23 protein-coding genes are annotated in these 24,649 nt (G+C 59.0%); 12 read left to right on the forward strand and 11 right to left on the reverse strand.

Annotated features, from left to right (window positions below):
- Positions 1-37: 37 nt before the first annotated feature.
- The 6 genes from CW267_RS04925 to CW267_RS04950 all read left to right on the forward strand — a co-directional run bounded on the left by CW267_RS04925 (position 38) and on the right by CW267_RS04950 (position 6,288).
- Positions 38-370 carry a YbaB/EbfC family nucleoid-associated protein gene (locus CW267_RS04925; RefSeq protein WP_008805448.1) on the forward strand — a complete coding sequence of 111 codons (333 nt, stop codon included), beginning with the start codon at positions 38-40 and terminating at the stop codon, positions 368-370.
- Positions 370-975, forward strand: a complete 606-nt coding sequence (gene recR, locus CW267_RS04930; RefSeq protein WP_008805449.1) for a recombination mediator RecR — start codon at positions 370-372, stop codon at positions 973-975. The genes CW267_RS04925 and recR overlap by 1 nt, the downstream gene beginning before the upstream one ends.
- A 112-nt stretch (positions 976-1,087) precedes the next feature.
- The gene (gene htpG, locus CW267_RS04935) at positions 1,088-2,962 is read left to right on the forward strand and encodes a molecular chaperone HtpG (RefSeq protein ID WP_012542661.1); all 1,875 of its coding nucleotides are present in this window, start codon (positions 1,088-1,090) and stop codon (positions 2,960-2,962) included.
- Between the two features lie 222 nt (positions 2,963-3,184).
- Positions 3,185-3,829 (forward strand): adenylate kinase, encoded by a 645-nt coding sequence (gene adk, locus CW267_RS04940; RefSeq protein ID WP_002892184.1) that lies wholly within the window; start codon positions 3,185-3,187, stop codon positions 3,827-3,829.
- Between the two features lie 128 nt (positions 3,830-3,957).
- Positions 3,958-4,920 (forward strand): ferrochelatase, encoded by a 963-nt coding sequence (hemH, locus tag CW267_RS04945; protein WP_008805451.1) that lies wholly within the window; start codon positions 3,958-3,960, stop codon positions 4,918-4,920.
- Positions 4,921-4,983: 63 nt separating this feature from the next.
- Positions 4,984-6,288 (forward strand): inosine/guanosine kinase, encoded by a 1,305-nt coding sequence (locus tag CW267_RS04950; protein ID WP_008805452.1) that lies wholly within the window; start codon positions 4,984-4,986, stop codon positions 6,286-6,288.
- A 35-nt stretch (positions 6,289-6,323) separates the two neighbouring features.
- On the opposite strand, the gene ybaL is transcribed toward CW267_RS04950, so the two are convergent.
- Both ybaL and CW267_RS04960 read right to left on the reverse strand, forming a co-directional pair.
- The gene (gene ybaL / locus CW267_RS04955) at positions 6,324-8,000 is read right to left on the reverse strand and encodes a YbaL family putative K(+) efflux transporter (RefSeq protein WP_008805453.1); all 1,677 of its coding nucleotides are present in this window, start codon (positions 7,998-8,000) and stop codon (positions 6,324-6,326) included.
- A 225-nt stretch (positions 8,001-8,225) separates the two neighbouring features.
- Entirely contained in the window at positions 8,226-9,446 is a 1,221-nt protein-coding gene (locus tag CW267_RS04960; RefSeq protein WP_008805454.1) for an MFS transporter, read from the reverse strand.
- A gap of 269 nt (positions 9,447-9,715) precedes the next feature.
- On the opposite strand from CW267_RS04960, the gene ushA reads away from it, so the two are divergent.
- A complete protein-coding gene (gene ushA / locus CW267_RS04965) occupies positions 9,716-11,368 on the forward strand; it encodes a bifunctional UDP-sugar hydrolase/5'-nucleotidase UshA (RefSeq protein WP_100781114.1) in 1,653 nt (550 codons plus the stop codon).
- Positions 11,369-11,473: 105 nt separating this feature from the next.
- Here ushA and ybaK read toward each other — a convergent pair whose 3' ends face one another.
- The 3 genes from ybaK to copA all read right to left on the reverse strand — a co-directional run bounded on the left by ybaK (position 11,474) and on the right by copA (position 15,582).
- Positions 11,474-11,953 carry a Cys-tRNA(Pro)/Cys-tRNA(Cys) deacylase YbaK gene (ybaK, locus tag CW267_RS04970; RefSeq protein ID WP_004204728.1) on the reverse strand — a complete coding sequence of 160 codons (480 nt, stop codon included), beginning with the start codon at positions 11,951-11,953 and terminating at the stop codon, positions 11,474-11,476.
- A 201-nt stretch (positions 11,954-12,154) separates the two neighbouring features.
- A complete protein-coding gene (locus tag CW267_RS04975; RefSeq protein WP_012542659.1) occupies positions 12,155-12,949 on the reverse strand; it encodes a TraB/GumN family protein in 795 nt (264 codons plus the stop codon).
- Between the two features lie 131 nt (positions 12,950-13,080).
- Positions 13,081-15,582, reverse strand: coding sequence for a copper-exporting P-type ATPase CopA (copA, locus tag CW267_RS04980; protein ID WP_032736129.1), 2,502 nt, complete (start codon positions 15,580-15,582; stop codon positions 13,081-13,083).
- Positions 15,583-15,688: 106 nt separating this feature from the next.
- On the opposite strand from copA, the gene cueR reads away from it, so the two are divergent.
- On the forward strand, positions 15,689-16,099 hold the full coding sequence (cueR, locus tag CW267_RS04985) for a Cu(I)-responsive transcriptional regulator (RefSeq protein WP_002892208.1): 411 nt from the start codon (positions 15,689-15,691) through the stop codon (positions 16,097-16,099).
- Here the strand turns inward: cueR and CW267_RS04990 are convergent.
- Positions 16,096-16,554, reverse strand: coding sequence for an NfeD family protein (locus CW267_RS04990; RefSeq protein WP_032734897.1), 459 nt, complete (start codon positions 16,552-16,554; stop codon positions 16,096-16,098). The genes cueR and CW267_RS04990 overlap by 4 nt on opposite strands.
- On the reverse strand, positions 16,551-17,468 hold the full coding sequence (locus CW267_RS04995) for an SPFH domain-containing protein (RefSeq protein WP_002892258.1): 918 nt from the start codon (positions 17,466-17,468) through the stop codon (positions 16,551-16,553). Before CW267_RS04995 ends, CW267_RS04990 begins: the two co-directional genes overlap by 4 nt.
- A 140-nt stretch (positions 17,469-17,608) precedes the next feature.
- On the opposite strand from CW267_RS04995, the gene fetA reads away from it, so the two are divergent.
- Together fetA and fetB are read left to right on the forward strand one after the other, a co-directional pair.
- Positions 17,609-18,286 (forward strand): iron efflux ABC transporter ATP-binding subunit FetA, encoded by a 678-nt coding sequence (gene fetA, locus CW267_RS05000; RefSeq protein WP_023322156.1) that lies wholly within the window; start codon positions 17,609-17,611, stop codon positions 18,284-18,286.
- Entirely contained in the window at positions 18,273-19,055 is a 783-nt protein-coding gene (gene fetB / locus CW267_RS05005) for an iron efflux ABC transporter permease subunit FetB (RefSeq protein WP_008805460.1), read from the forward strand. The genes fetA and fetB overlap by 14 nt, the downstream gene beginning before the upstream one ends.
- A gap of 96 nt (positions 19,056-19,151) precedes the next feature.
- Here the strand turns inward: fetB and CW267_RS05010 are convergent, their stop codons facing one another.
- Genes CW267_RS05010 through tesA form a run of 3 tightly spaced genes read right to left on the reverse strand, consistent with a single transcriptional unit; the run spans position 19,152 to position 21,487 of the window.
- Positions 19,152-20,006, reverse strand: coding sequence for a co-chaperone YbbN (locus CW267_RS05010; RefSeq protein ID WP_008805461.1), 855 nt, complete (start codon positions 20,004-20,006; stop codon positions 19,152-19,154).
- Positions 20,007-20,064: 58 nt separating this feature from the next.
- Entirely contained in the window at positions 20,065-20,874 is an 810-nt protein-coding gene (locus CW267_RS05015) for an SDR family oxidoreductase (RefSeq protein ID WP_009484702.1), read from the reverse strand.
- Positions 20,864-21,487 carry a multifunctional acyl-CoA thioesterase I/protease I/lysophospholipase L1 gene (gene tesA / locus CW267_RS05020; RefSeq protein ID WP_012542655.1) on the reverse strand — a complete coding sequence of 208 codons (624 nt, stop codon included), beginning with the start codon at positions 21,485-21,487 and terminating at the stop codon, positions 20,864-20,866. The genes CW267_RS05015 and tesA overlap by 11 nt, the downstream gene beginning before the upstream one ends.
- Between tesA and ybbA the strand changes: the two genes are divergently transcribed.
- Together ybbA and ybbP are read left to right on the forward strand one after the other, a co-directional pair.
- A complete protein-coding gene (ybbA, locus tag CW267_RS05025; protein ID WP_008805463.1) occupies positions 21,458-22,144 on the forward strand; it encodes a putative ABC transporter ATP-binding protein YbbA in 687 nt (228 codons plus the stop codon). The two genes, tesA and ybbA, sit on opposite strands and share 30 nt — an antisense overlap.
- Positions 22,141-24,555, forward strand: coding sequence for a putative ABC transporter permease subunit YbbP (gene ybbP / locus CW267_RS05030; protein WP_100781113.1), 2,415 nt, complete (start codon positions 22,141-22,143; stop codon positions 24,553-24,555). Before ybbA ends, ybbP begins: the two co-directional genes overlap by 4 nt.
- Here ybbP and CW267_RS30340 read toward each other — a convergent pair.
- Positions 24,517-24,645: a hypothetical protein gene (locus CW267_RS30340; RefSeq protein WP_046620513.1), complete on the reverse strand. Its 129-nt coding sequence runs from the start codon at positions 24,643-24,645 to the stop codon at positions 24,517-24,519. The two genes, ybbP and CW267_RS30340, sit on opposite strands and share 39 nt — an antisense overlap.
- Positions 24,646-24,649 lie beyond the last annotated feature (4 nt).

Below are 24,649 nucleotides of genomic sequence, written 5' to 3' on the forward strand. Positions count from 1 at the left end.
CATTCAGTACCTTTAACGATGACTGAGAGAGAAGCCTATGTTTGGTGGAAAAGGCGGCCTGGGTAACCTGATGAAGCAGGCCCAGCAGATGCAAGACAAAATGCAGAAGATGCAGGAAGAGATCGCTCAGCTGGAAGTGACTGGCGAATCCGGCGCGGGTCTGGTGAAAGTGACCATTAACGGCGCGCACAACTGCCGCCGTGTGGAAATCGACCCAAGCCTGCTGGAAGACGACAAAGAGATGCTGGAAGATCTGGTGGCTGCCGCGTTTAACGACGCCGCGCGCCGCATTGAAGAGACCCAGAAAGAGAAGATGGCTTCCGTTTCTGCCGGTATGCAGCTGCCGCCAGGCTTCAAGATGCCGTTCTGATGCAAACCAGCCCGCTGTTAACTCAGCTTATGGAAGCGCTGCGCTGTCTGCCGGGCGTTGGCCCGAAGTCGGCGCAGCGCATGGCGTTTACCCTGCTGCAGCGCGATCGCAGCGGCGGTATGCGCCTGGCGCAGGCGCTGACGCGCGCGATGTCGGAGATCGGCCACTGCGCCGATTGCCGCACCTTCACCGAGCAGGAGGTGTGCAATATCTGCAGCAACCCGCGTCGCCAGGAAAACGGCCAGATCTGCGTGGTGGAGAGTCCGGCGGACATCCACGCCATCGAGCAGACCGGGCAGTATTCCGGCCGCTACTTCGTGCTGATGGGGCACCTGTCGCCGCTCGACGGCATCGGGCCAGATGACATCGGGCTCGATCGCCTTGAACAACGGCTGGAAGCGGAGTCGATCACCGAGGTGATCCTTGCCACTAACCCGACCGTTGAGGGTGAGGCGACGGCCAACTACATCGCGGAGCTGTGCGCGCAGTATGGCGTTGATGCCAGCCGCATCGCCCACGGCGTGCCGGTGGGCGGCGAGCTGGAAATGGTCGACGGCACCACGCTGTCCCACTCGCTGGCCGGTCGTCACAAGATTACTTTCTGAACAAATGGAGGCGGCCAGCGCCACCTCCGCTTGAAAAATTTCCCCGCAGTCCCCATCTCCCACTCAACGGTTTTTTACCCCATTTAAAATGGCATTGTTGAGGTTGAATCAGATGAAAGGACAAGAAACTCGTGGTTTTCAGTCAGAGGTAAAGCAACTTCTGCACCTGATGATCCATTCCCTCTATTCCAACAAAGAAATCTTTCTGCGTGAGCTGATTTCCAACGCCTCTGATGCGGCCGATAAGCTGCGTTTCCGCGCGCTGTCGCAGCCGGATTTGTATGAGGGCGATGGCGAGCTGCGCGTACGGGTTTCGTTTGATAAAGACAACCGCACCCTGACCATCGCCGATAACGGTATCGGCATGAACCGGGAAGAGGTTATCGATCATCTCGGCACTATCGCCAAATCCGGCACCAAAGCGTTTCTGGAATCGATGGGTTCCGACCAGGCGAAAGACAGCCAGCTGATCGGCCAGTTCGGCGTCGGCTTCTACTCTGCCTTCATCGTGGCGGATAAAGTGACCGTGCGTACCCGTGCGGCGGGCGATAAACCTGAGAATGGCGTGTTCTGGGAATCCGCCGGCGAAGGGGAATATACCGTTGCCGACATCACCAAAGCCGATCGCGGCACCGAAATCACCCTGCATCTGCGTGAGGGCGAAGACGATTTCCTCAACGACTGGCGCGTGCGCTCCATCATCAGCAAGTATTCCGACCATATCGCGCTGCCGGTTGAGATTGAAAAGCAGGAAGAGAAAGACGGCGAAACCGTGATTTCGTGGGAAAAAATCAACAAGGCGCAGGCCCTGTGGACCCGCAGCAAGTCCGAAGTGAACGACGACGAATACAAAGAGTTCTACAAGCATATCGCTCACGACTACAGCGACCCGCTGACCTGGAGCCACAACCGCGTGGAAGGTAAGCAGGAGTATACCAGCCTGCTGTATATCCCGTCGCAGGCGCCGTGGGATATGTGGAACCGCGATCATAAACACGGCCTGAAGCTGTACGTGCAGCGTGTGTTCATTATGGACGACGCCGAGCAGTTTATGCCGAACTACCTGCGCTTCGTGCGTGGCCTGATCGACTCCAACGATCTGCCGCTGAACGTCTCCCGTGAAATCCTGCAGGACAGCAGCGTGACCCGCAACCTGCGTACCGCGCTGACCAAACGCGCGCTACAGATGCTGGATAAGCTGGCGAAAGACGACGCTGAAAAATATCAAACTTTCTGGAAACAGTTCGGCCTGGTGCTGAAAGAGGGCCCGGCGGAAGATCCGAGCAACCAGGAAGCGATCGCCAAACTGCTGCGTTTCGCGACGACGCATACCGACTCCTCCGCGCAGACCGTGTCGCTGGAAGAGTATGTCTCGCGGATGAAAGAAGGCCAGGAGAAGATCTACTACATCACTGCCGACAGCTATGCGGCGGCGAAGAGCAGCCCGCACCTCGAACTGCTGCGTAAGAAAGGGATTGAAGTTCTGCTGCTCTCCGATCGCATCGACGAGTGGATGATGAGCTACCTGACCGAGTTCGACGGCAAAGCGTTCCAGTCGGTGGCGAAAGCCGACGAGTCGCTGGACAAGCTGGCGGATGAAGTGGACGAGTCCACCAAAGAAGCTGAAAAAGCGCTGGAGCCGTTCGTTGAGCGTGTGAAAAACCTGCTTGGCGACCGGGTGAAAGAGGTGCGTCTGACCCATCGTCTGACCGACACCCCGGCGATTGTCACTACCGATGCCGATGAGATGAGCACGCAGATGGCGAAGCTGTTCGCGGCAGCGGGCCAGGCGGCACCGGAAGTGAAATACATCTTCGAACTGAACCCGGCGCATCAGCTGGTGAAACGCGCCGCCGATACGCAGGATGACGCGCAGTTCGGCGAATGGGTGGAACTGCTGCTGGATCAGGCGCTGCTGGCCGAGCGCGGCACGCTGGAAGATCCGAACCAGTTTATCCGTCGTATGAACCAGCTGCTGGCTTCCTGACGCGAACCTGAACGAGTAGCCCGGCCGAGCGACGCGACGCCGGGAACGGGATAAATGCCCCGCCTGAGCAATTTGCTCCGGCGGGGCATTTCACATTGGATTGCATAAAATATCTCACCATTAACCGTTTCAGCCGCACCGCCTTCCTTGAGCCATCGCCGTTCTGGTGGTATGGTTTAGCGTTTTTGAAAAATTGAATCGACTTTTGAGGGGATTTTCGTAATGCGTATTATTCTGCTTGGCGCTCCGGGCGCGGGTAAAGGAACTCAGGCTCAGTTCATCATGGAGAAATACGGTATTCCGCAAATCTCCACCGGCGATATGCTGCGCGCGGCGGTAAAATCCGGCTCTGAGCTCGGTAAGCAAGCGAAAGACATTATGGACGCCGGCAAGCTGGTAACCGATGAGCTGGTCATCGCGCTGGTGAAAGAGCGTATCGCCCAGGAAGATTGTCGTAACGGCTTCCTGCTGGACGGCTTCCCGCGCACCATTCCGCAGGCTGACGCCATGAAAGAAGCGGGTATTACCGTTGATTACGTGCTGGAATTCGACGTGCCGGACGAACTGATCGTCGACCGCATCGTTGGCCGTCGCGTTCACGCGGCATCCGGTCGCGTCTACCACATCAAATTCAATCCGCCGAAGGTGGAAGGCAAAGACGATGTGACCGGCGAAGAGCTGACCACCCGTAAAGACGACCAGGAAGAGACCGTGCGTAAGCGCCTGGTGGAATACCATCAGATGACAGCACCGCTGATCGGCTACTACACCAAAGAAGCGCAGGCGGGCAACACCAAATATGCCAAAGTCGACGGCACCAAAGCGGTAGCTGACGTGCGCGCTGAACTGGAAAAAATCCTCGGCTGATAAAGCCTTTTCTCATCCTGCTGCCGCAGGATGAGAACTCCTCTCATTTCTACCTTTTGCTATGATTGGTTCCGTTTAGCGCCATTTCAGCTACAATTGGCTGCGATTCAAATGGTTAAGAGGCGGTAATGCATCAGACGAAAACAGGTATCTTGCTGGCCAATTTAGGCACTCCCGATGCGCCCACCCCCGGTGCGGTGAAGCGCTATCTGCGACAATTCCTCAGCGACAAACGGGTGGTGGATACATCTCGTCTGCTATGGTGGCCGCTGCTGCGTGGCGTCATACTGCCGATTCGCTCCCCGCGCGTGGCGAAGCTCTATCAGTCCGTGTGGATGGAGGAGGGATCGCCGCTGATGGTATACAGCCGTCGCCAGCAGCAGGCGCTGGCCGCCAGGCTGCCGGATACGCCGGTGGCGCTGGGCATGAGCTATGGTTCGCCGTCGCTGGCCAGCGCGGTGGATGATTTACTGGCGCAGGGGGTGGGACACATCGTGGTGCTGCCGCTGTACCCACAATATTCCTGTTCGACGGTGGCCGCCGTCTGGGATGAGCTGGCGCGGATCCTTGCGAAAAAGCGCGCTATTCCGGGTATCTCGTTTATTCGCGATTATGCCGATCACCCGGACTATATCCATGCGCTGGCGGCCAGCGTGCGCGCCTCCTTCGCGGTGCACGGGGAACCCGATCTGCTGCTGCTCTCCTACCATGGGATCCCGCAGCGCTATGCCAACCAGGGCGATGATTATCCCCAGCGCTGTCGCGATACCACGCGGGAACTGGTTTCCGCGCTGGGGCTGCCGCCGGAGCGGGTGATGATGACCTTCCAGTCGCGCTTTGGCCGGGAACCCTGGCTGACGCCGTACACCGATGAGACGCTGAAGATGCTTGGCGAGCAGGGGACGAAGCATATTCAGGTGCTGTGCCCGGGGTTTGCCGCTGACTGTCTCGAAACGCTGGAAGAGATTGCCGTTCAGAACCGGGAAGTTTTCCTCGAAGCGGGTGGCGAGCAGTATGAATATATTCCGGCGCTAAATGCGGATGTGGCGCATATTGAGATGATGGTCAACCTGACGGCGCCTTATCGCTGATCGCGCGCAGGGCGGGGAATATGCTACTATTTCCCGCTTGTTCCCTGTTATTTAAGCGCCACTATGAAATTTCCCGGTAAACGCAAATCCAAACACTATTTTCCCGTCAACGCCCGCGACCCGCTGCTGCAGCAAATTCAGCCGGAGAATGAATCCAGCGTCTCCTGGGTGGTCGGTATCGACCAGACGCTGGTGGATATCGAAGCGAAAGTGGATGAAGCGTTTATCGTACGCTATGGTCTGAGCGCGGGCCACTCGCTGGTGATTGAAGATGACGTCGCCGAGGCGCTGTACCAGGAGCTGGTACGCAATAATCTCATTACCCATCAGTTTGCCGGCGGCACCATCGGCAATACCATGCACAACTACTCGGTGCTGGCGGACGATCGCTCGGTGCTGCTTGGCGTGATGTGCAGCAATATCGACATCGGCGGCTATGCCTATCGCTACCTGTGCAATACCTCCAGCCGCACCGATCTGAACTATCTGCAGGGCGTCGACGGCGCCATTGGCCGCTGTTTTACCCTGATCAGCGACAGCGGCGAGCGCACCTTCGCCATCAGCCCGGGTCACATGAACAAGCTGCGCCCGGAAAGCATTCCGGAAGCGGTGATCGCCGGCGCCTCGGCGCTGGTGCTCACCTCCTACCTGGTACGCTGCAAGCCGGGCGAGCCGATGCCAGACGCCACGATGAAAGCCATCGAGTACGCCAAAAAGCATGATGTGCCGGTGGTGTTAACTCTCGGAACTAAATACGTGATTGCCGATAACCCGGCGTGGTGGCAGCAGTTCCTGCAGGAGCATGTCTCGATTCTGGCGATGAATGAAGAAGAAGGGGAAGCCCTGACCGGTTTTGCCGATCCGCTGTCGGCGGCGGATAAAGCGCTGGACTGGGTCGACCTGGTGCTGTGCACTGCCGGTCCGGCGGGCCTGTATATGGCGGGCTTTACCGAAGAAGAGGCGAAGCGGAAAACCCAGCATCCGCTGCTGCCGGGGGCGATCCCGGAGTTTAACCAGTTTGAATTCAGCCGTGCGATGCGCCACCAGGATTGCGTTAATCCGCTGCGTATCTATTCACATATCGCCCCGTATATGGGCGGGCCTGAAAAAATCATGAATACCAACGGCGCTGGCGACGGCGCCCTGGCGGCGCTGCTGCATGACATCACCGCCAATAACTACCACCGCAATAACGTACCCAACTCCAGCAAGCACAAATGCAAATGGCTGACCTACTCCTCACTGGCGCAGGTGTGTAAATATGCCAACCGCGTGAGCTATCAGGTGCTGAACCAGCACTCGCCGCGTTTAACCCGCGGCCTGCCGGAGCGTGAGGACAGCCTGGAAGAGGCGTACTGGGATCGGTAAGCGCGCCCCTCTCCCGACGGGGAGAGGGCAGTACATCAGCCGGTGACCACTTCACCGGCCGGTGGCGTTTCCAGAAGCTGCAGCATGGCGCGGGCAATTTCCCGCTCGCCCATCACCACCTGATTAGCCCCGCGATCGATAATGTAGTCCACTTCATCATCGTAATGGGCGCGGGCGATGATCTCGATATTCGGGCATTTTTCCCGTGCGGAAGCGACAATCTCTCCGGCCTCGTAGCCGTTGGGGATAGTCAGCAGCAGCCAGCGGGCGCAGTCGAGATGCGCCAGTTCCATGATCTCTTCATTGGCGGCATTACCCAGCACCGCGCTGATCCCGCGCTCGCGTAACTCATCCACGCGGGTACGCGAGGTTTCAACCACCACCAGCGGGATCCCCTGGGCCATCAGCTTCTCGCCCAGCAGACTGCCGACGCGGCCGAAGCCAACCAGCAGCGCGTGGTTACAGATATCGACTGGCACCTGTTTCTCATCTTCCAGCACCTCTTCCAGCGTCTGCTCGTCGAGGGTTTCGGTTTTATCGAGATATTTTTCCAGCAGGGTAAACAGCACCGGGTTGAGCATAATCGAGATGATCGCCCCGGCCAGCACCAGGTTTTGTCCAGCCTGCGGCAGCAGGTTAAGCGCCATCCCCAGGCCGGCGAGAATAAAGGCAAACTCACCAATCTGCGCCAGGCTGGCGGCAATGGTCAATGCGGTACGCGGCGAATGACCAAACATACGCACGAGGAAAAAGGCGGCGGCGGATTTACCAAAGATAATAATCGCCAGTGTCGCCAGCACCGCCAGCGGCTGCTGCACCAGCACCATCGGGTCAAACAGCATGCCGACGGAGACAAAGAACAGCACCGCGAAGGCGTCGCGCAGCGGCAGGGTGTCATGGGCGGCGCGGTGGCTCAGCTCAGATTCGTTAAGCACCATGCCGGCGAAGAAGGCGCCAAGGGCGAAGGAGACATCAAACAGCTCCACGGCGCCGAAGGCGATGCCCAGCGCCAGGGCCAGCACCGACAGGGTGAACAGCTCGCGTGATCCGGTGGCGGCGCTGCGCGACATGATCCACGGCACCAACCGGCGACCGACCAGCATCATGATGGCGATAAAGGCCACCACTTTACCAATGGTGATCCCGAGGTCGAGGGCCAGAGAGGCGAAGCCAACGTCACCTTTCTCCGTCATCCCGGCAATCGCTGGCAGCAGGACCAGCGTCAGGACCATCACCAGGTCTTCTACAATCAGCCAGCCAATGGCAATCTGCCCGCGCTGACTGTCAATAAGCTGTCGCTCCTCGAGGGCACGCAGTAGCACCACGGTACTGGCGGTGGAGAGACACAGGCCAAAGACGATGCCGGTCATCAGCGACCAGCCAAGGGCGGCGGAAAGTGCCATACCCAGCAGCGTCGCCACGGCTATCTGGGCGATGGCCCCGGGAATGGCGATCGACTTTACCGCCATCAGATCTTTCAGGGAAAAATGCAGCCCGACGCCGAACATCAGCAGGATCACGCCGAGTTCTGCCAGTTCAGGAGCCAGTTTGGTATCAGCAACAAAGCCTGGGGTGAAAGGTCCGGCCAGCACGCCCGCTAAGAGATATCCCACCAGAGGAGAAATACGTAGCTTATTGGCAATCATGCCGAGAATAAAGGCGAGCACGAGGCCGCCGACAATGGTGGTGATAAGCGGTGTTGCGTGGTGCATTCCGTCTCCTTTCCAGTGGTGTATCGGTCCATTTTGCTACCCTATCCGGGTAATAGTTTATGACAAAAACGTTCACTTTGTTTATGAATAATTCTTGAATTGTGCAAAAAAATGGAATTAACCGGCCAAAAGGCACAGAAGGGAAAATCGCGGAGGGAATGCGCGCATCAGGCTGATGGCGCAAGGGATAACGGCGGCCAGCGTTGCACTTTGGCCGCCGGATAATCAGGCTTTTTGCCGGTTATCAGGAAGAAATATCGTCAGGAAACCCAGCAGCGGCAGGAAGGCACAGATTTTATACACCAGATCGATACTGGTATGGTCCGCCAGCAGGCCCAGCACCGCGGCGCCAAGGCCACCCATGCCAAAGGCGAAGCCGAAGAACAGGCCAGAAACCATGCCGATTCGGCCCGGCAGCAGCTCCTGCGCATAGACCAGGATAGCGGAAAAGGCCGAGGCGAGGATAAAACCAATAATCACCGTCAAAATACCCGTCCATTCAAGGCTGGCGTAGGGTAAAACGAGGGTAAACGGCGCCACGCCGAGGATAGAGCCCCAAATCACATATTTACGTCCAATTTTATCGCCAACCGGCCCGCCGATTACCGTCCCGGCGGCAACCGCGAACAGGAAGGCAAACAGATGAAGCTGGGCATTTTGCACCGATAATCCGAACTTATGCATCAGATAAAAGGTGTAATAGCTGCTAATGCTCGCCATGTAGAAATATTTCGAGAAAATCAGCATCAGCAGAATACCTACCGCCAGAATCACCTTATTGCGCGGCAGCGGATTAACGATCAGCGGCTTCGGTTTGCCTTTATTCATACGGTGCTGTGCGGCATACCAGCGGCTGATTTGCGACAGCACCACAATAGCCAGCAGGGCGGCCAGCACGAACCAGGCGACGTTGCCTTTGCCATAGGGGGCGATAATTACCGCCGCCAGCAATGGACCAAGCGAGCTGCCGAAGTTGCCGCCGACCTGGAACAGCGACTGGGCCAGGCCGTGACGGCCGCCAGAGGCCATCCGCGCCACGCGGGATGATTCCGGATGGAAAACCGAGGAGCCGGTACCCACCAGCGCGGCAGCCAGCAGCACCATGCCGAAACTCCCGGCCAGCGCCAGCAGAATCAAACCGCAGAGGGTGAAGCACATGCCCACCGGCAGCGACCACGGCATCGAGCGTTTATCGGTGATGTAGCCAATCACCGGCTGGAATAGCGATGAGGTGAGCTGGAAGGTGAGGGTGATCATCCCGATCTGCACGAAGGTAAGGGAGAACTCCGCCTGCAGCAGTGGGTAAATCGCAAGGATGAGCGACTGGATCATATCGTTAAGCAAATGGGACAGGCTGATCGCGCCTAAGATGCCAAACGAGGTGCGTGCTTTTTGCGGCGGCGCAGCGGGGCCGGACAGGGGTTGAGCGGTCTGATTGATTGCCATAGGTTCACGTCACTTTTTTATATAGCTTTCGTCATTTGTACGCCATGGCGACGACCCTGATTTTCCCGGCTACTACATGGGAAATATGACCAACGGGCTGACGCAATGCCATACAACGCGAAGGCGTATAGAGGATGCAGGTGGAATTATTATCCAACTAACATACCTGTTGATAAGGTTTGAAGGAAGTCGCAATTCTGAAAACATATTTGTCAACGCGACTAACTCGCTATACTTTCGGCACTTGGGATTAAGTCAGGGAGTGAAGCATGCATTATTTCAAACACAGCGTAGCGCTGGCGTTATTCGCCGCCTTATCGCTGGGCAGCCTGTCCGCGCAGGCCTATGAACAGGATAAAACCTATAAAATTACCATCCTGCACACCAACGATCATCACGGCCATTTCTGGCGCAATGACTACGGCGAATATGGTCTGGCGGCGCAGAAAACGCTGGTCGATGGCATCCGGAAAGAGGTGGCGGCGGAAGGGGGGAGCGTCCTGCTGTTATCCGGCGGCGATATTAATACCGGCGTGCCGGAGTCTGATTTACAGGATGCAGAGCCCGATTTTCGCGGCATGAACCTGATCGGCTACGACGCAATGGCGGTGGGGAACCATGAATTTGATAATCCGCTGAGCGTGCTGCGCCAGCAGGAAAAGTGGGCGAAGTTCCCGTTCCTGTCGGCCAATATTTATCAGAAAAGCACCGGCGAACGGCTGTTCAAACCCTGGGCGCTGTTTAAGCGCGGCGGGCTGAAAATCGCGGTGATTGGCTTAACCACCGACGATACGGCCAAGATTGGCAATCCGGAATATTTCACCGATATCGAATTCCGCAAACCGGCGGAAGAGGCGAAGCTGGTGATCCAGGAGCTGCAGCAGAATGAAAAGCCGGAAGTGATCCTGGCCACCACCCATATGGGCCATTACGACAATGGCAACCATGGCTCTAACGCGCCGGGCGACGTTGAAATGGCGCGGAGTTTACCTGCGGGATCGCTGGCGATGATCGTCGGCGGTCACTCGCAGGATCCGGTATGCATGGCGTCGGAAAATAAAAAGCAGGTCGATTATGTGCCAGGCACCCCGTGCGCGCCGGATCGTCAGAACGGCATCTGGATCGTCCAGGCGCATGAGTGGGGCAAATACGTCGGCCGCGCCGATTTTGAGTTCCGCAACGGCGAGATGAAGCTGGTGCATTATCAGTTGATCCCGGTGAACCTGAAGAAAAAAGTGACTTACGATAACGGCCAAAGCGAGCGGGTGCTGTATACGCCGCAGATCGCGGAGAACCCGCAGATGATGTCGCTGCTGACGCCATTCCAGAACAAAGGCAAAGCGCAACTGCAGGTCAAAATCGGTAGCGTGAATGGTCATCTGGAGGGCGACCGCAGTAAAGTGCGCTTTGTGCAGACCAATATGGGCCACCTGCTGCTGGCGGCGCAGATGGCGCGCAGCAACGCGGATTTCGCGGTGATGAGCGGCGGTGGGATCCGCGACTCCATCGAGGCGGGGGATATCACCTATAAGGATGTGATGAAGGTCCAGCCGTTCGGCAATGTGCTGACCTATGTCGATATGAGCGGCAAGGAGGTGGTGGATTACCTGACCGCCGTCGCGCAGATGAAGCCGGATTCCGGCGCCTATCCGCAGTTTGCCAACGTCAGCTTTGTAGCCAAAGATGGCAAACTGAACGATCTGAAAATCAAAGGCGAACCGGTGGATCCGGCGAAGACCTACCGGATGGCGACGCTGAGCTTTAACGCTACCGGCGGCGATGGCTATCCGAACATTGCCGATAAACCCGGGTATGTGAATACCGGCTTTATCGATGCCGAAGTGCTGAAAGAGTATATCGAGAAGAACTCGCCGCTGGATGCGGCAGCCTACGAGCCGAAAGGCGAGGTGAGCTGGCAGTAAGCCTGGGCTTCAGGTTGGCTATTTCCCCGGTGGCGCTGCGCTTACCGGGGCTACGAGTTGGGTAACCCGGATAAGGCGCGTGCGCCGCTATCCGGGATGGTGTGCTCAATCGCGGCGGGCGATATCGGCGAACTTAGCGTCCAGAAGCTGCGCCAGATCGCTGGCCGCCAGCTCAATATCCAGACCGCGTTTGCCGCCGGAAATATAGATGGTGGCAAATTCCTGCGCCGGAGCGTCAATCACCGTCGGCAGGCGCTTCTTCTGCCCCAGCGGACTGATACCGCCCACCAGATAGCCGGTGATACGCTGCGCCACCATCGGGTCGGCCATGTCGACTTTCTTGGCGCCCAGCGCTTTCGCCACTTTCTTCAAATCCAGCTGCCCGGCGACCGGGGTGACGGCGACCGCCAGATGCTTCATATCGCCGTTAACGGCGACCAGCAGGGTCTTGTAAACCTGGTCGGCATTGAGGCCGAGCTTGCGCACCACTTCATCTCCGAAGTTGGTCTCATTGGGATCGTGATCGTAACTGTGGATCTGAAAGGGGATTTTGTTTTTTTCGAGTAATTTAACGGCGGGAGTCATAGCTATCCTTCTTACCAACCGGTTTTGCGTGACGTCAGAATACGCCCGCAGGTTGTCTAAAAAATAGTACCATCTTGCGCAATAGTGTTGGCAGTGATGGTCACTTTGAGCGACAATCAGACGATCCGGGATGCAAATCCCGGGATAATAATAATGATGAAATTCCTCTTTGACGGGCCAATAGCAATATTGGCCATTTTTTTAGGTCAGCATATCCGGCAGATTCCCTTCGCCATACAGGTGCAGCGCGCCGACGGCAACCACGTAGCGCCCCGGCGGCAAGGCCAGCAGCGTCTCGCGCCAGGCGAGATTGCGCTGGTGCATCAGCACATCATACAAAGACTGGCTAAAGGTCGTCGGCAGCGATACCGCGCCGCGTGATGGCGGTTGCTCCAGCCACCAGCCGATCATCACCTGTAGCAGGCGGGCATTGGTCCGCCAGTGGCTCAGCGTATCCTCCAGCAGCGCCATCCCCCCGTCGGGCAGATCGCGCAGCAGCGCGATTTGGCTGTCGGCGCCTTCCAGCTCCATCACCGTTATGTTGCTCTCGCGGGCGGCCATCAGCAACTGATAATCGATGCCGTAATCCGGCCGCAGTCCCAGCTTCTGCGCCTGGGTGGCTTGTAGCACCATCGCCACCTGCCACAGCGGCTGGCTGTCGAACAGCCCGACCGACAGGCCCAGCTCGCCGGCTCGCGCCTCTAGCTCGCTCAACTGCGCATCGCTCAGACGTTCTGCCAGCGGCGGGTAAGAGGGAAGGTTGCTAAACGGGGTTTCATTGCCGCTGATATCGGCCTCGACGATTAACGCATCGGCCTGGCGTATTTTTTTCAGAAGCTTCGCCGGCGGCGGCGCCATGTCGCGGGTGCCCATATGGATGCTGCCGACGAGGTGCAAATAGCGTTCGCCGGGCAGGACGATATCCATCGCAGGCCAGGAATAAGACGAGCCGACGGCGGCTCGCCACAGCATTTTTATCCGGTTTAACAGGCCCATACGCGCTCCGAAGTGTGAGGACTTCATGCTAGCGCATATGGTGATACACGTCACCCTTCCGGCGGGCTTTTCTTGTGTCAGCAAAAATACAGGCGCCGAACAACGTCGGCGCCCGTTTCATCTGACGGCGTTTACTCTTTTGGTTTAAAGCGCAGCAGGCGGTTGGCGTTACTCACCACGGTGATCGACGACAGCGCCATCGCCGCGCCGGCGACCACCGGGTTGAGCAGGGTGCCGGTCAGCGGCCAGAGGATCCCGGCGGCAATCGGGATGCCCAGCGAGTTGTAGACAAACGCGCCCAGCAGGTTCTGTTTCATATTGCGTAAGGTCGCTTTCGAAATCGCCAGCGCATCGGCCACGCCGTGAAGACTATGGCGCATCAGGGTGATCGCCGCGGTTTCAATAGCGACATCGCTGCCGCCGCCCATGGCGATCCCGACATCCGCCTGGGCCAGCGCCGGAGCGTCGTTAATGCCGTCGCCAACCATCGCCACTTTGTGCCCCTGGCTCTGCAGTCGTTTAATGGCATCGGCTTTACCGTCCGGCAGCACGCCGGCGATCACTTCATCAATGCCGGCTTCTTTGGCGATGGCCTTCGCGGTGGTGGGATTATCCCCGGTAAGCATCACCAGCCGGTAGCCCTGCCGATGCAGGCGGGCCAGGGCGTCGACGCTGTCTTCGCGCAGCGGGTCACGGATGGCGAACAGCGCGGCCGCCTGACCATCCACCGCCAGCAGCACCGGCGTGGCGCCGCGCGAGGCCTGCGCCGTCATCTCGCTTTCTATATCGCCGGTGGCGATATGCTGCTCGTTGAGCAGCGCCTGGTTGCCGAGCAGCAGGCGATGACCTTCCGCTTCGCCGCTGACGCCAAGGCCGCGCAGGGTGCGGAAGCCGCTCACTTCCGGCAACGAACTGTCGGCGGCTTTATCGAGGATCGCTCGCGCCAGCGGATGGCTTGAGCCCTGCTCCAGCGCGGCGGCAAGACGCACCGCAGTCGCTTCATCAATGCCAGAGAAGGTCTTTACAGTCACCACCTGCGGCTTGCCTTCGGTCAGGGTGCCGGTTTTATCGAACACCAGGGTGTCGAGCTCGCTAGCGCGCTGCAGCGCATCGGCATCGCGCACCAGCACACCGTACTCCGCCGCCCGGCCAACGCCGGAGATAATCGACATCGGCGTCGCCAGGCCTAACGCGCACGGACAGGCGATAATCAGTACCGTGGTGGCAATGACCAGGGTATAGACGATCTGCGGCGCCGGGCCGAAGACGTACCAGATCGCGGCGCTGATCAGCGCAATGGCGACCACCGCCGGAACAAATACGGCGGAGATTTTATCCGCCAGCTGGCCGATCTCCGGTTTGCTGCTCTGCGCCTGGCGCACCATGCGGATAATACGTGCCAGCGTGGTCTGGCTGCCGACGGCGCTGGCGGTGAACAGCACGCTGCCGTCCTGCACCACGGTGCCGGCGTGAATGGCATCGCCATCGCCTTTTTGCTGCGGTACCGGTTCGCCGGTGAGCATTGCTTCATCAAACCAGGCTTCGCCCTGGCTTATCACGCCGTCAACCGGAACGCGGTCGCCGGTGGTCAGGCGCAGCGTCATACCCGCCTGAACTTCCGCGAGCGGCAGATCCTTTTCCCCCTCAGGGGTCACCACGCGGGCTGAAGGCGGCGTCAGATCGAGCAGTTTCTCCAGCGCTTTCGAGGAGCGCTGGCGGGCGCGGGCCTCCAGCATATGGCCGAGGTTAATCAGGCCGATAATCATCGCGCTGGCTTCGTAATACAGATGCCGGGCTTCCATCGGAAACCACTGCGGCCACAGGTTGACGCTCATCGAGTACAGCCAGGCGACGCCGGTGCCGAGCGCCACGAGCGTATCCATGGTGGCGGTGCCATTTTTCAGGCTTTTCCACGCGCTGCGGTAGAAGTGGCCGCCGGCAAAGACCATGACAGCGAGGGTGACAAGGCCGATAACCAGCCACAGCGAACGGTTGTCATCGCTGACCATCATGTTATCGCCGATCATCCCCCAGACCATCACCGGCACGCCGACCAGCAGGGCGACAATCGCCTGCCAGCGAAAACGCTTCATCGTAGCAATAGCGGTTTCCTGCTGGCGTTCGCGGCGTTGCAGATCGTCTTCGATCGCCTCCGCGCCATAGCCGGCTTTCTCCACCGCCTGCACTAATTCTGCGGCGGACGCACTGCCCATCACCAGCGCCGTGCGTTCCGCCAGGTTAACCCGCGCCTGTGAGACGCCCGGCACCGCGGCAAGCGCGTTTTGTACCCGGGAGACGCAGCTGGCGCAGCTCATGCCGTTGATCAGCAGCTGTTGACTGTCATCTTCGTCATGGGCTGCCGGAAGCTCAGGAGTGGCCGCTGTCAGTGCTTCCGACGGGATTGATGATTCTGCCAGCGGTTTAGCCTTTGGGTGGCTGAGCTCCGCGCCGTATCCGGCTTGTTTCACGGTATCAATCAGCGCTTGCGCGCTGGCGCTGCCCGTGACATGGGCTTCAGTGAGGGTCACCTCGGCTTGCTCAACGTCAGGACGCTGTTCCAGACTCTCTTTCACGCGTTTGACGCAGTGGCCGCAGGAGAGGCCATCCAGCGTCAGGTCGATAGTGTTAGACATAAATAACTCCTGAATAATTTTCCGGTCAACGATTGACCAGACCCACTCTTTCATCGAGTATTAAGAAGGTTAAACCTTCCAGCAAGGGGAAGGTCAAGGAGAAAAAATGAATATCAGCGATGTGGCGAAAAAAACCGGTTTAACCAGCAAAGCGATTCGTTTTTACGAAGAGAAGGGGCTGGTGACGCCGCCGTTGCGGAGCGAAAACGGCTACCGCACTTACAGTCAGCAGCATCTCGATGAGCTGACGCTGCTGCGCCAGGCGCGGCAGGTGGGGTTTAACCTGGAAGAGTGCCGCGAGCTGGTGGCCTTGTTCAACGACCCGTCGCGGCACAGCGCCGATGTGAAAAAACGCACGCTGGAGAAAGTGGCGGATATCGAGAACCATATCCGCGAGCTGCAAAATATGCGCGCGCACCTGCTGGCGCTGGCCGAATCCTGCCCCGGCGACGACAGCGCGGAGTGCCCGATTATCGATAATCTTTCCGGCTGCTGCCATCGCAAGGCGCAGGCTTAACGGACGACGGGTCTGATTCGTAGCGTAATTCCTTCTACGGCAATTACTTCAACCTTGCTGCCCGCCGCGAGGTCTTCATCGGCAATCACCGGCCAGGAGCTGTCGCCCACGCGTACATGGCCACGGCCGTTTACCAGCGGGGCATCCAGCGTCAGGCGGCGGCCCACCAGTTGCTGCCCGCGCTGGTTGAGCTGAGCATCGGCCGGACGCTGCGTTTTGACCCGCTTGCGCAGCCATTTCGACCACAGCCACGCCGCCAGCAGGGTGAGAACGGCAAACAGCGTCCCTTGCCATTCCCAGTTCAGCGGCAGGAGCCAGGTCAGGGCGCCGGTCACCACGCCAGCGACGCCGCTCCACAGCAGATAGCCGCTGCCGCCAAGCATCTCGGCCGCCAGCAGCAGCCCGCCCAGGCTTAACCAGAACAGATGCGGATGGGCGAAGATCATGTCGATCATGATTTTTTCCGATCGCCAGCGCCTTCTTTGATCAGCTCGCTGATCCCGGCAATCGATCCCATCAGGCTACTGGCATCCAGCGGCATCAGCACCACTTTGCTGTTGTTAGCGGCGCCAATCTGCTGCAGCGCATCGGTGTACTTCTGCGCCACGAAGTAGTTGATCGCCTGAATATCGCCCGAGGCGATTGCCGAGGAGACCATCTGAGTGGCGCGGGCTTCCGCTTCGGCGGAACGTTCGCGAGCTTCGGCCTGCAGGAAAGCGGACTGCCGTTCCCCCTCGGCTTTGAGGATCTGCGACTGCTTTTCCCCTTCCGCTTTCAGAATTTCCGCCTGTCGCACCCCTTCGGCCTCAAGGATATAGGCGCGTTTGGTACGTTCGGCTTTCATCTGGGCGTTCATTGAGGCAATAAGCTCCGCCGGCGGGCGAACGTCGCGAATTTCGACGCGGGTGATTTTTACTCCCCACGGATTAGTGGCGTCGTCAACGATATGCAGCAGACGGGTGTTAATGCTGTCGCGTTGGGAGAGCATTTCGTCCAGCTCCATCGAGCCGAGCACGGTACGGATATTGGTCATCGTCAGGTTGACGATCGCCTGCTCAAGATTGCTGACCTCGTAGGCGGCCTTTGGCGCGTCAATCACCTGAATAAAGCAGACAGCGTCGATGGTGACGTTGGCGTTATCCCGGGAGATAACCTCCTGCGAGGGGATGTCGAGCACCTGCTCCATCATGTTCACTTTGCGGCCGATTCGGTCCATAAACGGCACGACTAAGCTTAATCCCGGCTGCAGCGTCTGGGTAAAGCGCCCAAAACGTTCTACCGTCCACTGATAGCCTTGCGGGACAATTTTCACCGCCGCGGCCACAATGACCAGCGCGACGAAAATAAGGATAGGAATAAAAATCAGCATCAAAAACCTCCTGTCTTGTTGCCTGGTGGGGCGCTACAAGGAAATAGCGCATGTTTAAACTGAGTATATCTTTCTCCTCATCCTGGAGAAAGGAAAGTGGGGTAAACTAGCGGTGTTTCAGAAAATAATCAGGAAGACTCATGAAGGAAAATAACGCGCTTTTGCGTCTCGAGGGTGTGGGGTTTAAGACCGACGACGCAGTTATTTTACACAATATCACTCTTCAGCTCAGACCCGGAGAATTTAAGCTGATTACCGGGCCTTCCGGCTGCGGGAAAAGCACCTTGCTGAAGATTATCGCCTCGCTGCTCAGCCCAACCTCCGGACGCCTGTTTTTTGACGATGTGGATATCGCGACGCTGTCGCCGGAAACCTATCGTCAGCAGGTGTCTTACTGCGCGCAGACGCCGGCGCTGTTCGGTGATTCAGTCTACGATAACCTGATTTTTCCGTGGCAGATCCGCAACAAACAACCCGATCCGCAGGCGCTGGTGGCTGACCTGCAGCGCTTTGGCCTTGGCGAAAATATGCTGGAAAAGTCTATTAACGAACTGTCCGGCGGGGAAAAGCAGCGCGTATCGCTGATCCGCAATTTACAATTTCTACCGCGCGTGCTGCTGCTGGACGAAATTACCAGCGCGCTGGATGAAAGTAATAAACAGAATGTGAATGACATTATTCATGGCTACGCGACGGAAAAACAGGTCGCTGTTCTGTGGGTCACCCACGATCGCAACGAAATTTCGCATGCCGATGAAGTGATTACGCTGCAACCTGCCGGCGGAAACATGCAGGAGGTACAGCATGAACGGGCATAACATTACGAACGAATCGCTGGCGCTGTCGATGGTGCTGGTGCTGATCGCTATTCTGGTCAGCTATCGGGAAAAACTGGCACTGGAAAAAGATATTATCTGGAGTATTTGCCGGGCGATCGTGCAGCTGATTATCGTCGGCTATGTGCTGAAATATATCTTTAACGTCAATCATGCGGTTCTGACGCTGTTGATGGTGCTGTTTATCTGCTTTAACGCGGCGTGGAATGCGAAGAAGCGCAGTAAATATATCGATAAAGCTTTTGTCTCGTCGTTTATCGCCATCACCACCGGCGCCGGACTAACGTTGGCGGTACTGGTCTTTTCGGGGTCGATCGCCTTCGTGCCGATGCAGGTGATCCCGATTGCCGGGATGGTGGCCGGGAACGCCATGGTGGCGGTGGGGCTGTGCTACAACAATATGGGCCAGCGCTTCAGCAGCGAGCAGCAGCAGATTCAGGAGAAGCTGAGCCTCGGCGCGACGCCGAAGATGGCTGCGGCGCGGCTGATTCGCGAGAGCATTCGCGCGTCATTGATTCCCACCGTCGATTCAGCGAAAACGGTCGGGCTGGTGAGCTTGCCTGGGATGATGTCGGGGCTAATTTTTGCCGGTATTGACCCGGTGAAGGCGATTAAGTACCAGATCATGGTGACCTTTATGCTGCTGTCGACCGCCAGCCTGTCGACGATTATCGCCGGCTATCTGACCTACCGGAAGTTCTTCAATGCCCGTCATCAGCTGGTGGTAACGCAGCTGAAAAAGCACCCATGAACGATCCCGGGTTGCGGCGTTCACGCCTTACCCGGGCTACCACGGCGTAATCTGTAGCCCGGATAAGCGTAGCGCTATCCGGGTCAGCGCCTCTGATTAGTACAGCAGCGAATACAGCTGGCGGCGGTATTTGGCGGCCAGCGCATCGCCGGTACCGAGGGCGGCGAGGATCTCCTGCAGCATCTTGCGCGCCTGGCCATCGCCGGCGCCTAAATCCTTCTGCAGATGGCTGAACAGCAGCGCCAGCGCTTCTTCATTACGCCCGACCTGATGCAGCTGCAGCGCCAGCTGGGAGGCCAGCTGCGCATCGTCCGGATTCTGTTCCACCTGCTGCTGCAGTTGCTGGATTTCCGGGGTGTCGGCGGCCTGTTTGAGCAGCTCAATCTGCGCCACCAGACCCTGATAGTGGGTGTCCTGATCCTGCAGCGGGATGGTTTTCAGCACGCTTTCCGCTTCATCGGAACGGTGCAGGGCAATCAGCGTTTCCGCTAGCAGCAGACCAATCTGGCTGTCCTGATTCGACAGCTGCCAGGCTTCCTTCAGCAGCGGTAATGCCTCGGCGTATTTTTCTTCCTGCATCAGGGCCAGCGCCTGCTGGGCTTTCAGCTCCTCTTCACGCGGCAGGACTTTATCCAGCAGGGCGCGAATCGCTTCCTCCGGCTGCGGGCCTTCAAAACCGTCCACCGGCTGGCCGTTCTGGAACAGATAAACTGTAGGGATGGCGCGCAGACCAAACTGTGAAGCGAGCATTTGCTCGGCGTCGCAATCAACCTTCGCCAGCGTGAACTGGCCGTTATACTGGGCGGCCAGGCGCTCGAGGACTGGGGTCAGTTGTTCGCAGTGCTGGCTGCGGGCAGACCAGAAATAAAACAGCACCGGGACGTTCATGGACTGCTGTAGCGTCTGCTGCAGGTTCGCTTCGCTAATATTGACAATATTCTGTTCGGACATGGGCATTTCTCGTTAGTCGATTTCTGTTTTACATGGGGGCGGCATGCCGCGCTTCAACTCAGCCGTGGATAATTTTGTCCATCGCGCGGGCAGGCAGCAGGCGTTTGAGCAGCGCCACCGCGTGAGTCACCAGAGTGACCGGGTAGCGCAGCTTTGGCTTATCGCTGGTAAAAGCGTGGCGCACTTTTTCCACCACCGCCTCCGGCCCGAGGGTAAAGCGAGCGGCGATGCCCGGATTTTCTACGGGTTTATCGCTTTGCGTCTGGTTGACGTTATCGGTAAAGCGGGTGCGGATCGGGCCCGGTTCAATCAGGCTGACCTGAATACCACTGTGGCGCAATTCCATGCGTAGCGCATCGGACCACGCCTCGAGGGCGTATTTACTGGCGGCATAGGCCCCGCGACCGGGACTGGCGATGAGCCCCATCACCGAGGAGGTCATCACGATGCGCCCTTCGCCGTGCGGCGTCATCGCCGGCAGCAGCAGCATGGTCAGCTGATGCGCGCCGAAAAAGTTGGCGGAAAACTGCTGTTCCATCTGCTGGCGGCTGATGGTGTTCAGCGGGCCATAGACGCCATAACCGGCGTTATTGAACAGGCCATAGAGACGATTATCGGTCAGCGCAATCACCTCCGCCGCCGCGCGCTCCACGCTCTGTGGGTCATCCAGATCGAGCAAAATACCGGTTAGCCCCAGCTCCTGCATCCGCGCGACGTCCTCCGCTTTGCGGCAGGCCGCCAGCACGCGAAAGCCCTGGCGGGTTAAATCCAGCGCGCTTTCCAGACCAATTCCGCTGGAACAGCCTGTCACTAAAACCGTTTTTTGCATAACTTTACCTGTCAGCGACCCCTGGCGTTCAGGAGTCATGATTAACTAAGGGAGCCAGCCGGTTCGCCATCCAGTCGGCGATAAACGGCTGCGCGTCGCGATTTGGGTGAATGCCGTCGTCCTGCATCCATTGCGGTTTGAGATAGACCTCCTCCATAAAAAAAGGCAGGAGAGGAATATCGAACTCTTTGGCCAGGGCCGGGTAAATCGCGCCGAAGGCTTCATTATAGCGGCGGCCATAGTTCGCCGGCAGGTGAATTTGCATCAGCAGCGGCTCGGCGTTGGCCGCTTTGATATCTTTAATAATGGTGCGCAGTGTTTGCTCGGTCTGCTGTGGCGGAAAACCGCGCAGCCCGTCATTGCCGCCGAGCTCAACCAGCACCCAGCGCGGCTGATGCTGCTTAAGCAGCGCTGGCAGGCGGGCCAGCCCCTGCTGCGAGGTATCGCCGCTGATGCTGGCGTTCACCACCGGTGTTTTCGCCTGCCACTTCTCATTGAGCAGCGCAGGCCAGGCGGCGTTGGCCGCCATTCGATAGCCAGCGCTCAGGCTGTCGCCGAGGATCAGCAGCGTGTCCGCCGCCATTGCGCGGCAGGTAAACAGGAACAAAAACAGGAAAGGCACATGCCAGCGGAAAACATACTTGAAGTTCATCATCTTAAGAAGTCCGTCGGTCAGGGAGAGCATCAGCTCTCCATCCTTACCGGAGTTGAGCTGGTTGTCAAACCGCGGCAGACCATCGCCCTGATCGGCGAGTCAGGTTCCGGTAAATCGACCCTGCTGGCGATCCTCGCTGGCCTGGACGATGGCAGCAGCGGGGAAGTCTCGATGCTGGGCAAACCGCTGCATCGGATGGATGAGGAGGCGCGGGCGGCGCTGCGGGCGCAGCACGTTGGCTTTGTTTTTCAGTCGTTTATGCTCATCCCGACGCTCAACGCCCTGGAGAACGTCGAGCTGCCGGCGCTGCTGCGCGGCGCCAGCGACAGTGAGAGCCAGGGCGATGCCCGCGCGCTGCTTGAGCAGTTGGGGCTTGGCAAACGCCTGCACCACCTGCCGGCGCAGCTCTCCGGCGGCGAACAGCAGCGGGTGGCGCTGGCCCGGGCCTTCAACGGGCGCCCGGCCCTCCTGTTCGCCGATGAGCCCACCGGCAACCTCGATCGCCAGACCGGGGACAAAATTGCCGATCTGCTGTTCTCGCTTAATCGCGAACACGGCACCACCCTGATCCTCGTCACTCACGATCCGCTGCTGGCGGCGCGCTGCGACCGCCGTCTGCGCCTGGTGGATGGCCAACTGCGGGAGGAAGCATGATCGCCCGCTGGTTCTGGCGCGAATGGCGCTCGCCGTCGCTGCTGATCGTTTGGCTGGCGTTAAGCCTCGCCGTGGCCTGCGTGCTGGCCCTGGGGTCGATAAGCGATCGGATGGAGAAAGGCCTTAGCCAGCAAAGCCGTGAGTTTATGGCCGGCGACCGTACGCTGCGCAGTTCGCGCGAGGTACCCGCCGAGTGGATCGCGCAAGCGCGGAAGTCAGGGCTGACCGTCGGCGAGCAGCTGAGCTTCGCCACCATGACGTTCGCCGGTGATACGCCGCAGCTGGCGGACGTTAAGGCGGTGGATGACTGCTATCCGCTGTATGGCACCCTCGAGACGCAGCCGCCGGGGCTGAAGCCGCAGGCGGGGAGCGTGCTGCTGGCGCCAAGGCTGATGGCGCTCCTGAACCTGAAAACCGGCGATACGATTGACGTTGGCGATGCCACGCTGCGCATTGCCGGGGAAGTGATTCAGGAGCCGGATGCAGGGTTTAACCCCTTCCAGATGGCGCCGCGACTGATGATGAATATGGCTGACGTGGCAAAAACCGGGGCCGTGCAGCCCGGCAGTCGCGTCGCATGGCGCTATAAGTTCGCCGGTAACGCGCAACAGCTGGCGGATTATGAACAATGGCTGCTGCCGAAGCTCGGCGCGGAACATCGCTGGACTGGCCTTGAACAGGACGACAGCGCGCTGGGCAAATCCCTTGAGCGCTCGCAGCAATTCCTGCTGTTATCCGCGCTGTTGACGCTGCTGCTGGCCGTTGCCGCGATCGCCGTGGCGATGAGCCACTACTGCCGCAGTCGCTACGATCTGGTCGCAATTTTGAAGACGCTGGGCGCCGGGCGGGCGCAGCTGCGCAAGCTCATCGTCGGCCAGTGGCTGCTGCTGCTGACGCTGTCGGTGATAAGCGGCGGGGTTGTGGGCCTGGCGCTGGAGCGCCTGCTGTTGTTGATGCTCAAACCGGTGCTGCCCGCCGCACTACCCGCTGCCAGCGGTTGGCCGTGGCTGTGGGCTATCGGGGCGACAGGCGTCATTTCCCTGCTGGTGGGCCTGCGGCCGTATCGACTGCTGCTGGCGACCCTGCCGCTGCGAGTGCTGCGTCAGGATGTGGTGGCTAACGTCTGGCCGCTGAAACACTATATTCCTGTGGTCTGCGCGGTGGTGGTCGGCGGGCTGGCCTGGCTGATGGGCGGCAGCCCGCTGCTGTGGTCGGTGCTGGCCGGGGCGGTGGTGCTGGCGCTGCTGTGCGGCCTGGTGGGCTGGGGATTGCTGTGGCTGCTCAAACGCCTGACGCTCAAAGCCTTGCCGCTGCGTCTGGCGGTGAACCGCCTGCTGCGCCAGCCGTGGTCGACCCTCAGCCAGCTGGCGGCGTTTTCCCTGTCGTTTATGCTGTTGGCGTTGCTGCTGGTGCTGCGCGGCGATCTGCTTGACCGCTGGCAGCAGCAGTTGCCCCCGCAGAGCCCGAACTACTTTCTGATCAATATTGCCCCTGAGCAGATAATGCCGGTGAAGACTTTCCTCGCCGAACACCAGACCCGGGCGGCGGAATTTTATCCGATCGTCCGGGCTCGTCTGACGCAGATCAACGGTCACTCCACGGACGGGAACAAAGACGAAGCGCTGAATCGCGAGCTTAATCTCACCTGGAGCGAACAGCGTCCGGATCATAATCCGCTGGTGGCCGGTAGCTGGCCGCCGAAGCCGGGCGAGGTATCGATTGAAGAGGGACTGGCGCAGCGGCTGGGGGTGAAGATCGGCGATACGGTGACCTTTACCGGCGATACTCAGGACTTCAGCGCGAAGGTCAGCAGCGTGCGCAAAGTTGACTGGGAGAGCCTGCGGCCCAACTTCTTCTTTATTTTCCCCTCCGGGGCGCTGGACGGGCAGCCGCAGAGCTGGCTCACCAGCTTCCGCTGGGATAACGGTCCCGCGATGTTGACCCAGTTGAACCGCGAGTTTCCCACCGTTAGCCTGTTGGATATCGGCGCCATCCTGCGTCAGGTCGGCCAGGTGCTCTCCCAGGTCAGCCGGGCGCTGGAGGTGATGGTGGGCCTGGTCACGGCCTGCGGTGTGCTGCTATTGCTGGCGCAGGTCCAGGTCGGTATGCGCCAGCGGCATCAGGAGCTGGTGGTCTGGCGCACGCTGGGGGCTGGTAAATCACTGCTGCGCGCCACGCTGTGGGCGGAGTTTGCCCTGCTGGGGCTGGTTTCCGGACTGGTGGCGGCGATAGGCGCGGAAGTGGCGCTGGCGATGCTGCAGACGAAAGTATTTGATTTCCCCTGGACGCCGGACTGGCGCTTGTGGGTGATGCTGCCGCTGACGGGAGCGGTGTTGTTATCTCTGTGCGGCGGCGGGCTGGGGCTGCGTTTGTTAAAGGGGAAAGCGTTGTTCCGTCAGTTTAGCCAGTAAGATTATTGCATTTTGATGATGCGCCGCCGTTTTTGGCGGCGCTTTTATTTTAAGCGCACAAATTGATAACTCGTTGATTTTTAAGCGCACAAAA

The sequence above is a fragment of the Klebsiella sp. X1-16S-Nf21 genome, assembly GCF_002837615.1.
GTDB lineage: Bacteria > Pseudomonadota > Gammaproteobacteria > Enterobacterales > Enterobacteriaceae > Klebsiella > Klebsiella variicola.

Coding starts and splice junctions, on each gene's coding strand:
- cueR (WP_002892208.1), top strand. CDS start 15,689: ATGAATATCAGCGATGTGGCGAAAAAAACCGGTTTAACCAGCAAAGCG.
- ybbA (WP_008805463.1), top strand. CDS start 21,458: ATGCCAGCGGAAAACATACTTGAAGTTCATCATCTTAAGAAGTCCGTC.
- recR (WP_008805449.1), top strand. CDS start 370: ATGCAAACCAGCCCGCTGTTAACTCAGCTTATGGAAGCGCTGCGCTGT.
- CW267_RS05010 (WP_008805461.1), bottom strand. CDS start 20,006: ATGTCCGAACAGAATATTGTCAATATTAGCGAAGCGAACCTGCAGCAG.
- ushA (WP_100781114.1), top strand. CDS start 9,716: ATGCATTATTTCAAACACAGCGTAGCGCTGGCGTTATTCGCCGCCTTA.
- adk (WP_002892184.1), top strand. CDS start 3,185: ATGCGTATTATTCTGCTTGGCGCTCCGGGCGCGGGTAAAGGAACTCAG.
- CW267_RS04990 (WP_032734897.1), bottom strand. CDS start 16,554: ATGATCGACATGATCTTCGCCCATCCGCATCTGTTCTGGTTAAGCCTG.
- htpG (WP_012542661.1), top strand. CDS start 1,088: ATGAAAGGACAAGAAACTCGTGGTTTTCAGTCAGAGGTAAAGCAACTT.
- ybaK (WP_004204728.1), bottom strand. CDS start 11,953: ATGACTCCCGCCGTTAAATTACTCGAAAAAAACAAAATCCCCTTTCAG.
- CW267_RS04995 (WP_002892258.1), bottom strand. CDS start 17,468: ATGCTGATTTTTATTCCTATCCTTATTTTCGTCGCGCTGGTCATTGTG.
- hemH (WP_008805451.1), top strand. CDS start 3,958: ATGCATCAGACGAAAACAGGTATCTTGCTGGCCAATTTAGGCACTCCC.
- tesA (WP_012542655.1), bottom strand. CDS start 21,487: ATGAACTTCAAGTATGTTTTCCGCTGGCATGTGCCTTTCCTGTTTTTG.
- CW267_RS05015 (WP_009484702.1), bottom strand. CDS start 20,874: ATGACTCCTGAACGCCAGGGGTCGCTGACAGGTAAAGTTATGCAAAAA.
- fetA (WP_023322156.1), top strand. CDS start 17,609: ATGAAGGAAAATAACGCGCTTTTGCGTCTCGAGGGTGTGGGGTTTAAG.
- copA (WP_032736129.1), bottom strand. CDS start 15,582: ATGTCTAACACTATCGACCTGACGCTGGATGGCCTCTCCTGCGGCCAC.
- ybaL (WP_008805453.1), bottom strand. CDS start 8,000: ATGCACCACGCAACACCGCTTATCACCACCATTGTCGGCGGCCTCGTG.
- CW267_RS04950 (WP_008805452.1), top strand. CDS start 4,984: ATGAAATTTCCCGGTAAACGCAAATCCAAACACTATTTTCCCGTCAAC.
- CW267_RS04975 (WP_012542659.1), bottom strand. CDS start 12,949: ATGGGCCTGTTAAACCGGATAAAAATGCTGTGGCGAGCCGCCGTCGGC.
- fetB (WP_008805460.1), top strand. CDS start 18,273: ATGAACGGGCATAACATTACGAACGAATCGCTGGCGCTGTCGATGGTG.
- CW267_RS04925 (WP_008805448.1), top strand. CDS start 38: ATGTTTGGTGGAAAAGGCGGCCTGGGTAACCTGATGAAGCAGGCCCAG.
- ybbP (WP_100781113.1), top strand. CDS start 22,141: ATGATCGCCCGCTGGTTCTGGCGCGAATGGCGCTCGCCGTCGCTGCTG.
- CW267_RS04960 (WP_008805454.1), bottom strand. CDS start 9,446: ATGGCAATCAATCAGACCGCTCAACCCCTGTCCGGCCCCGCTGCGCCG.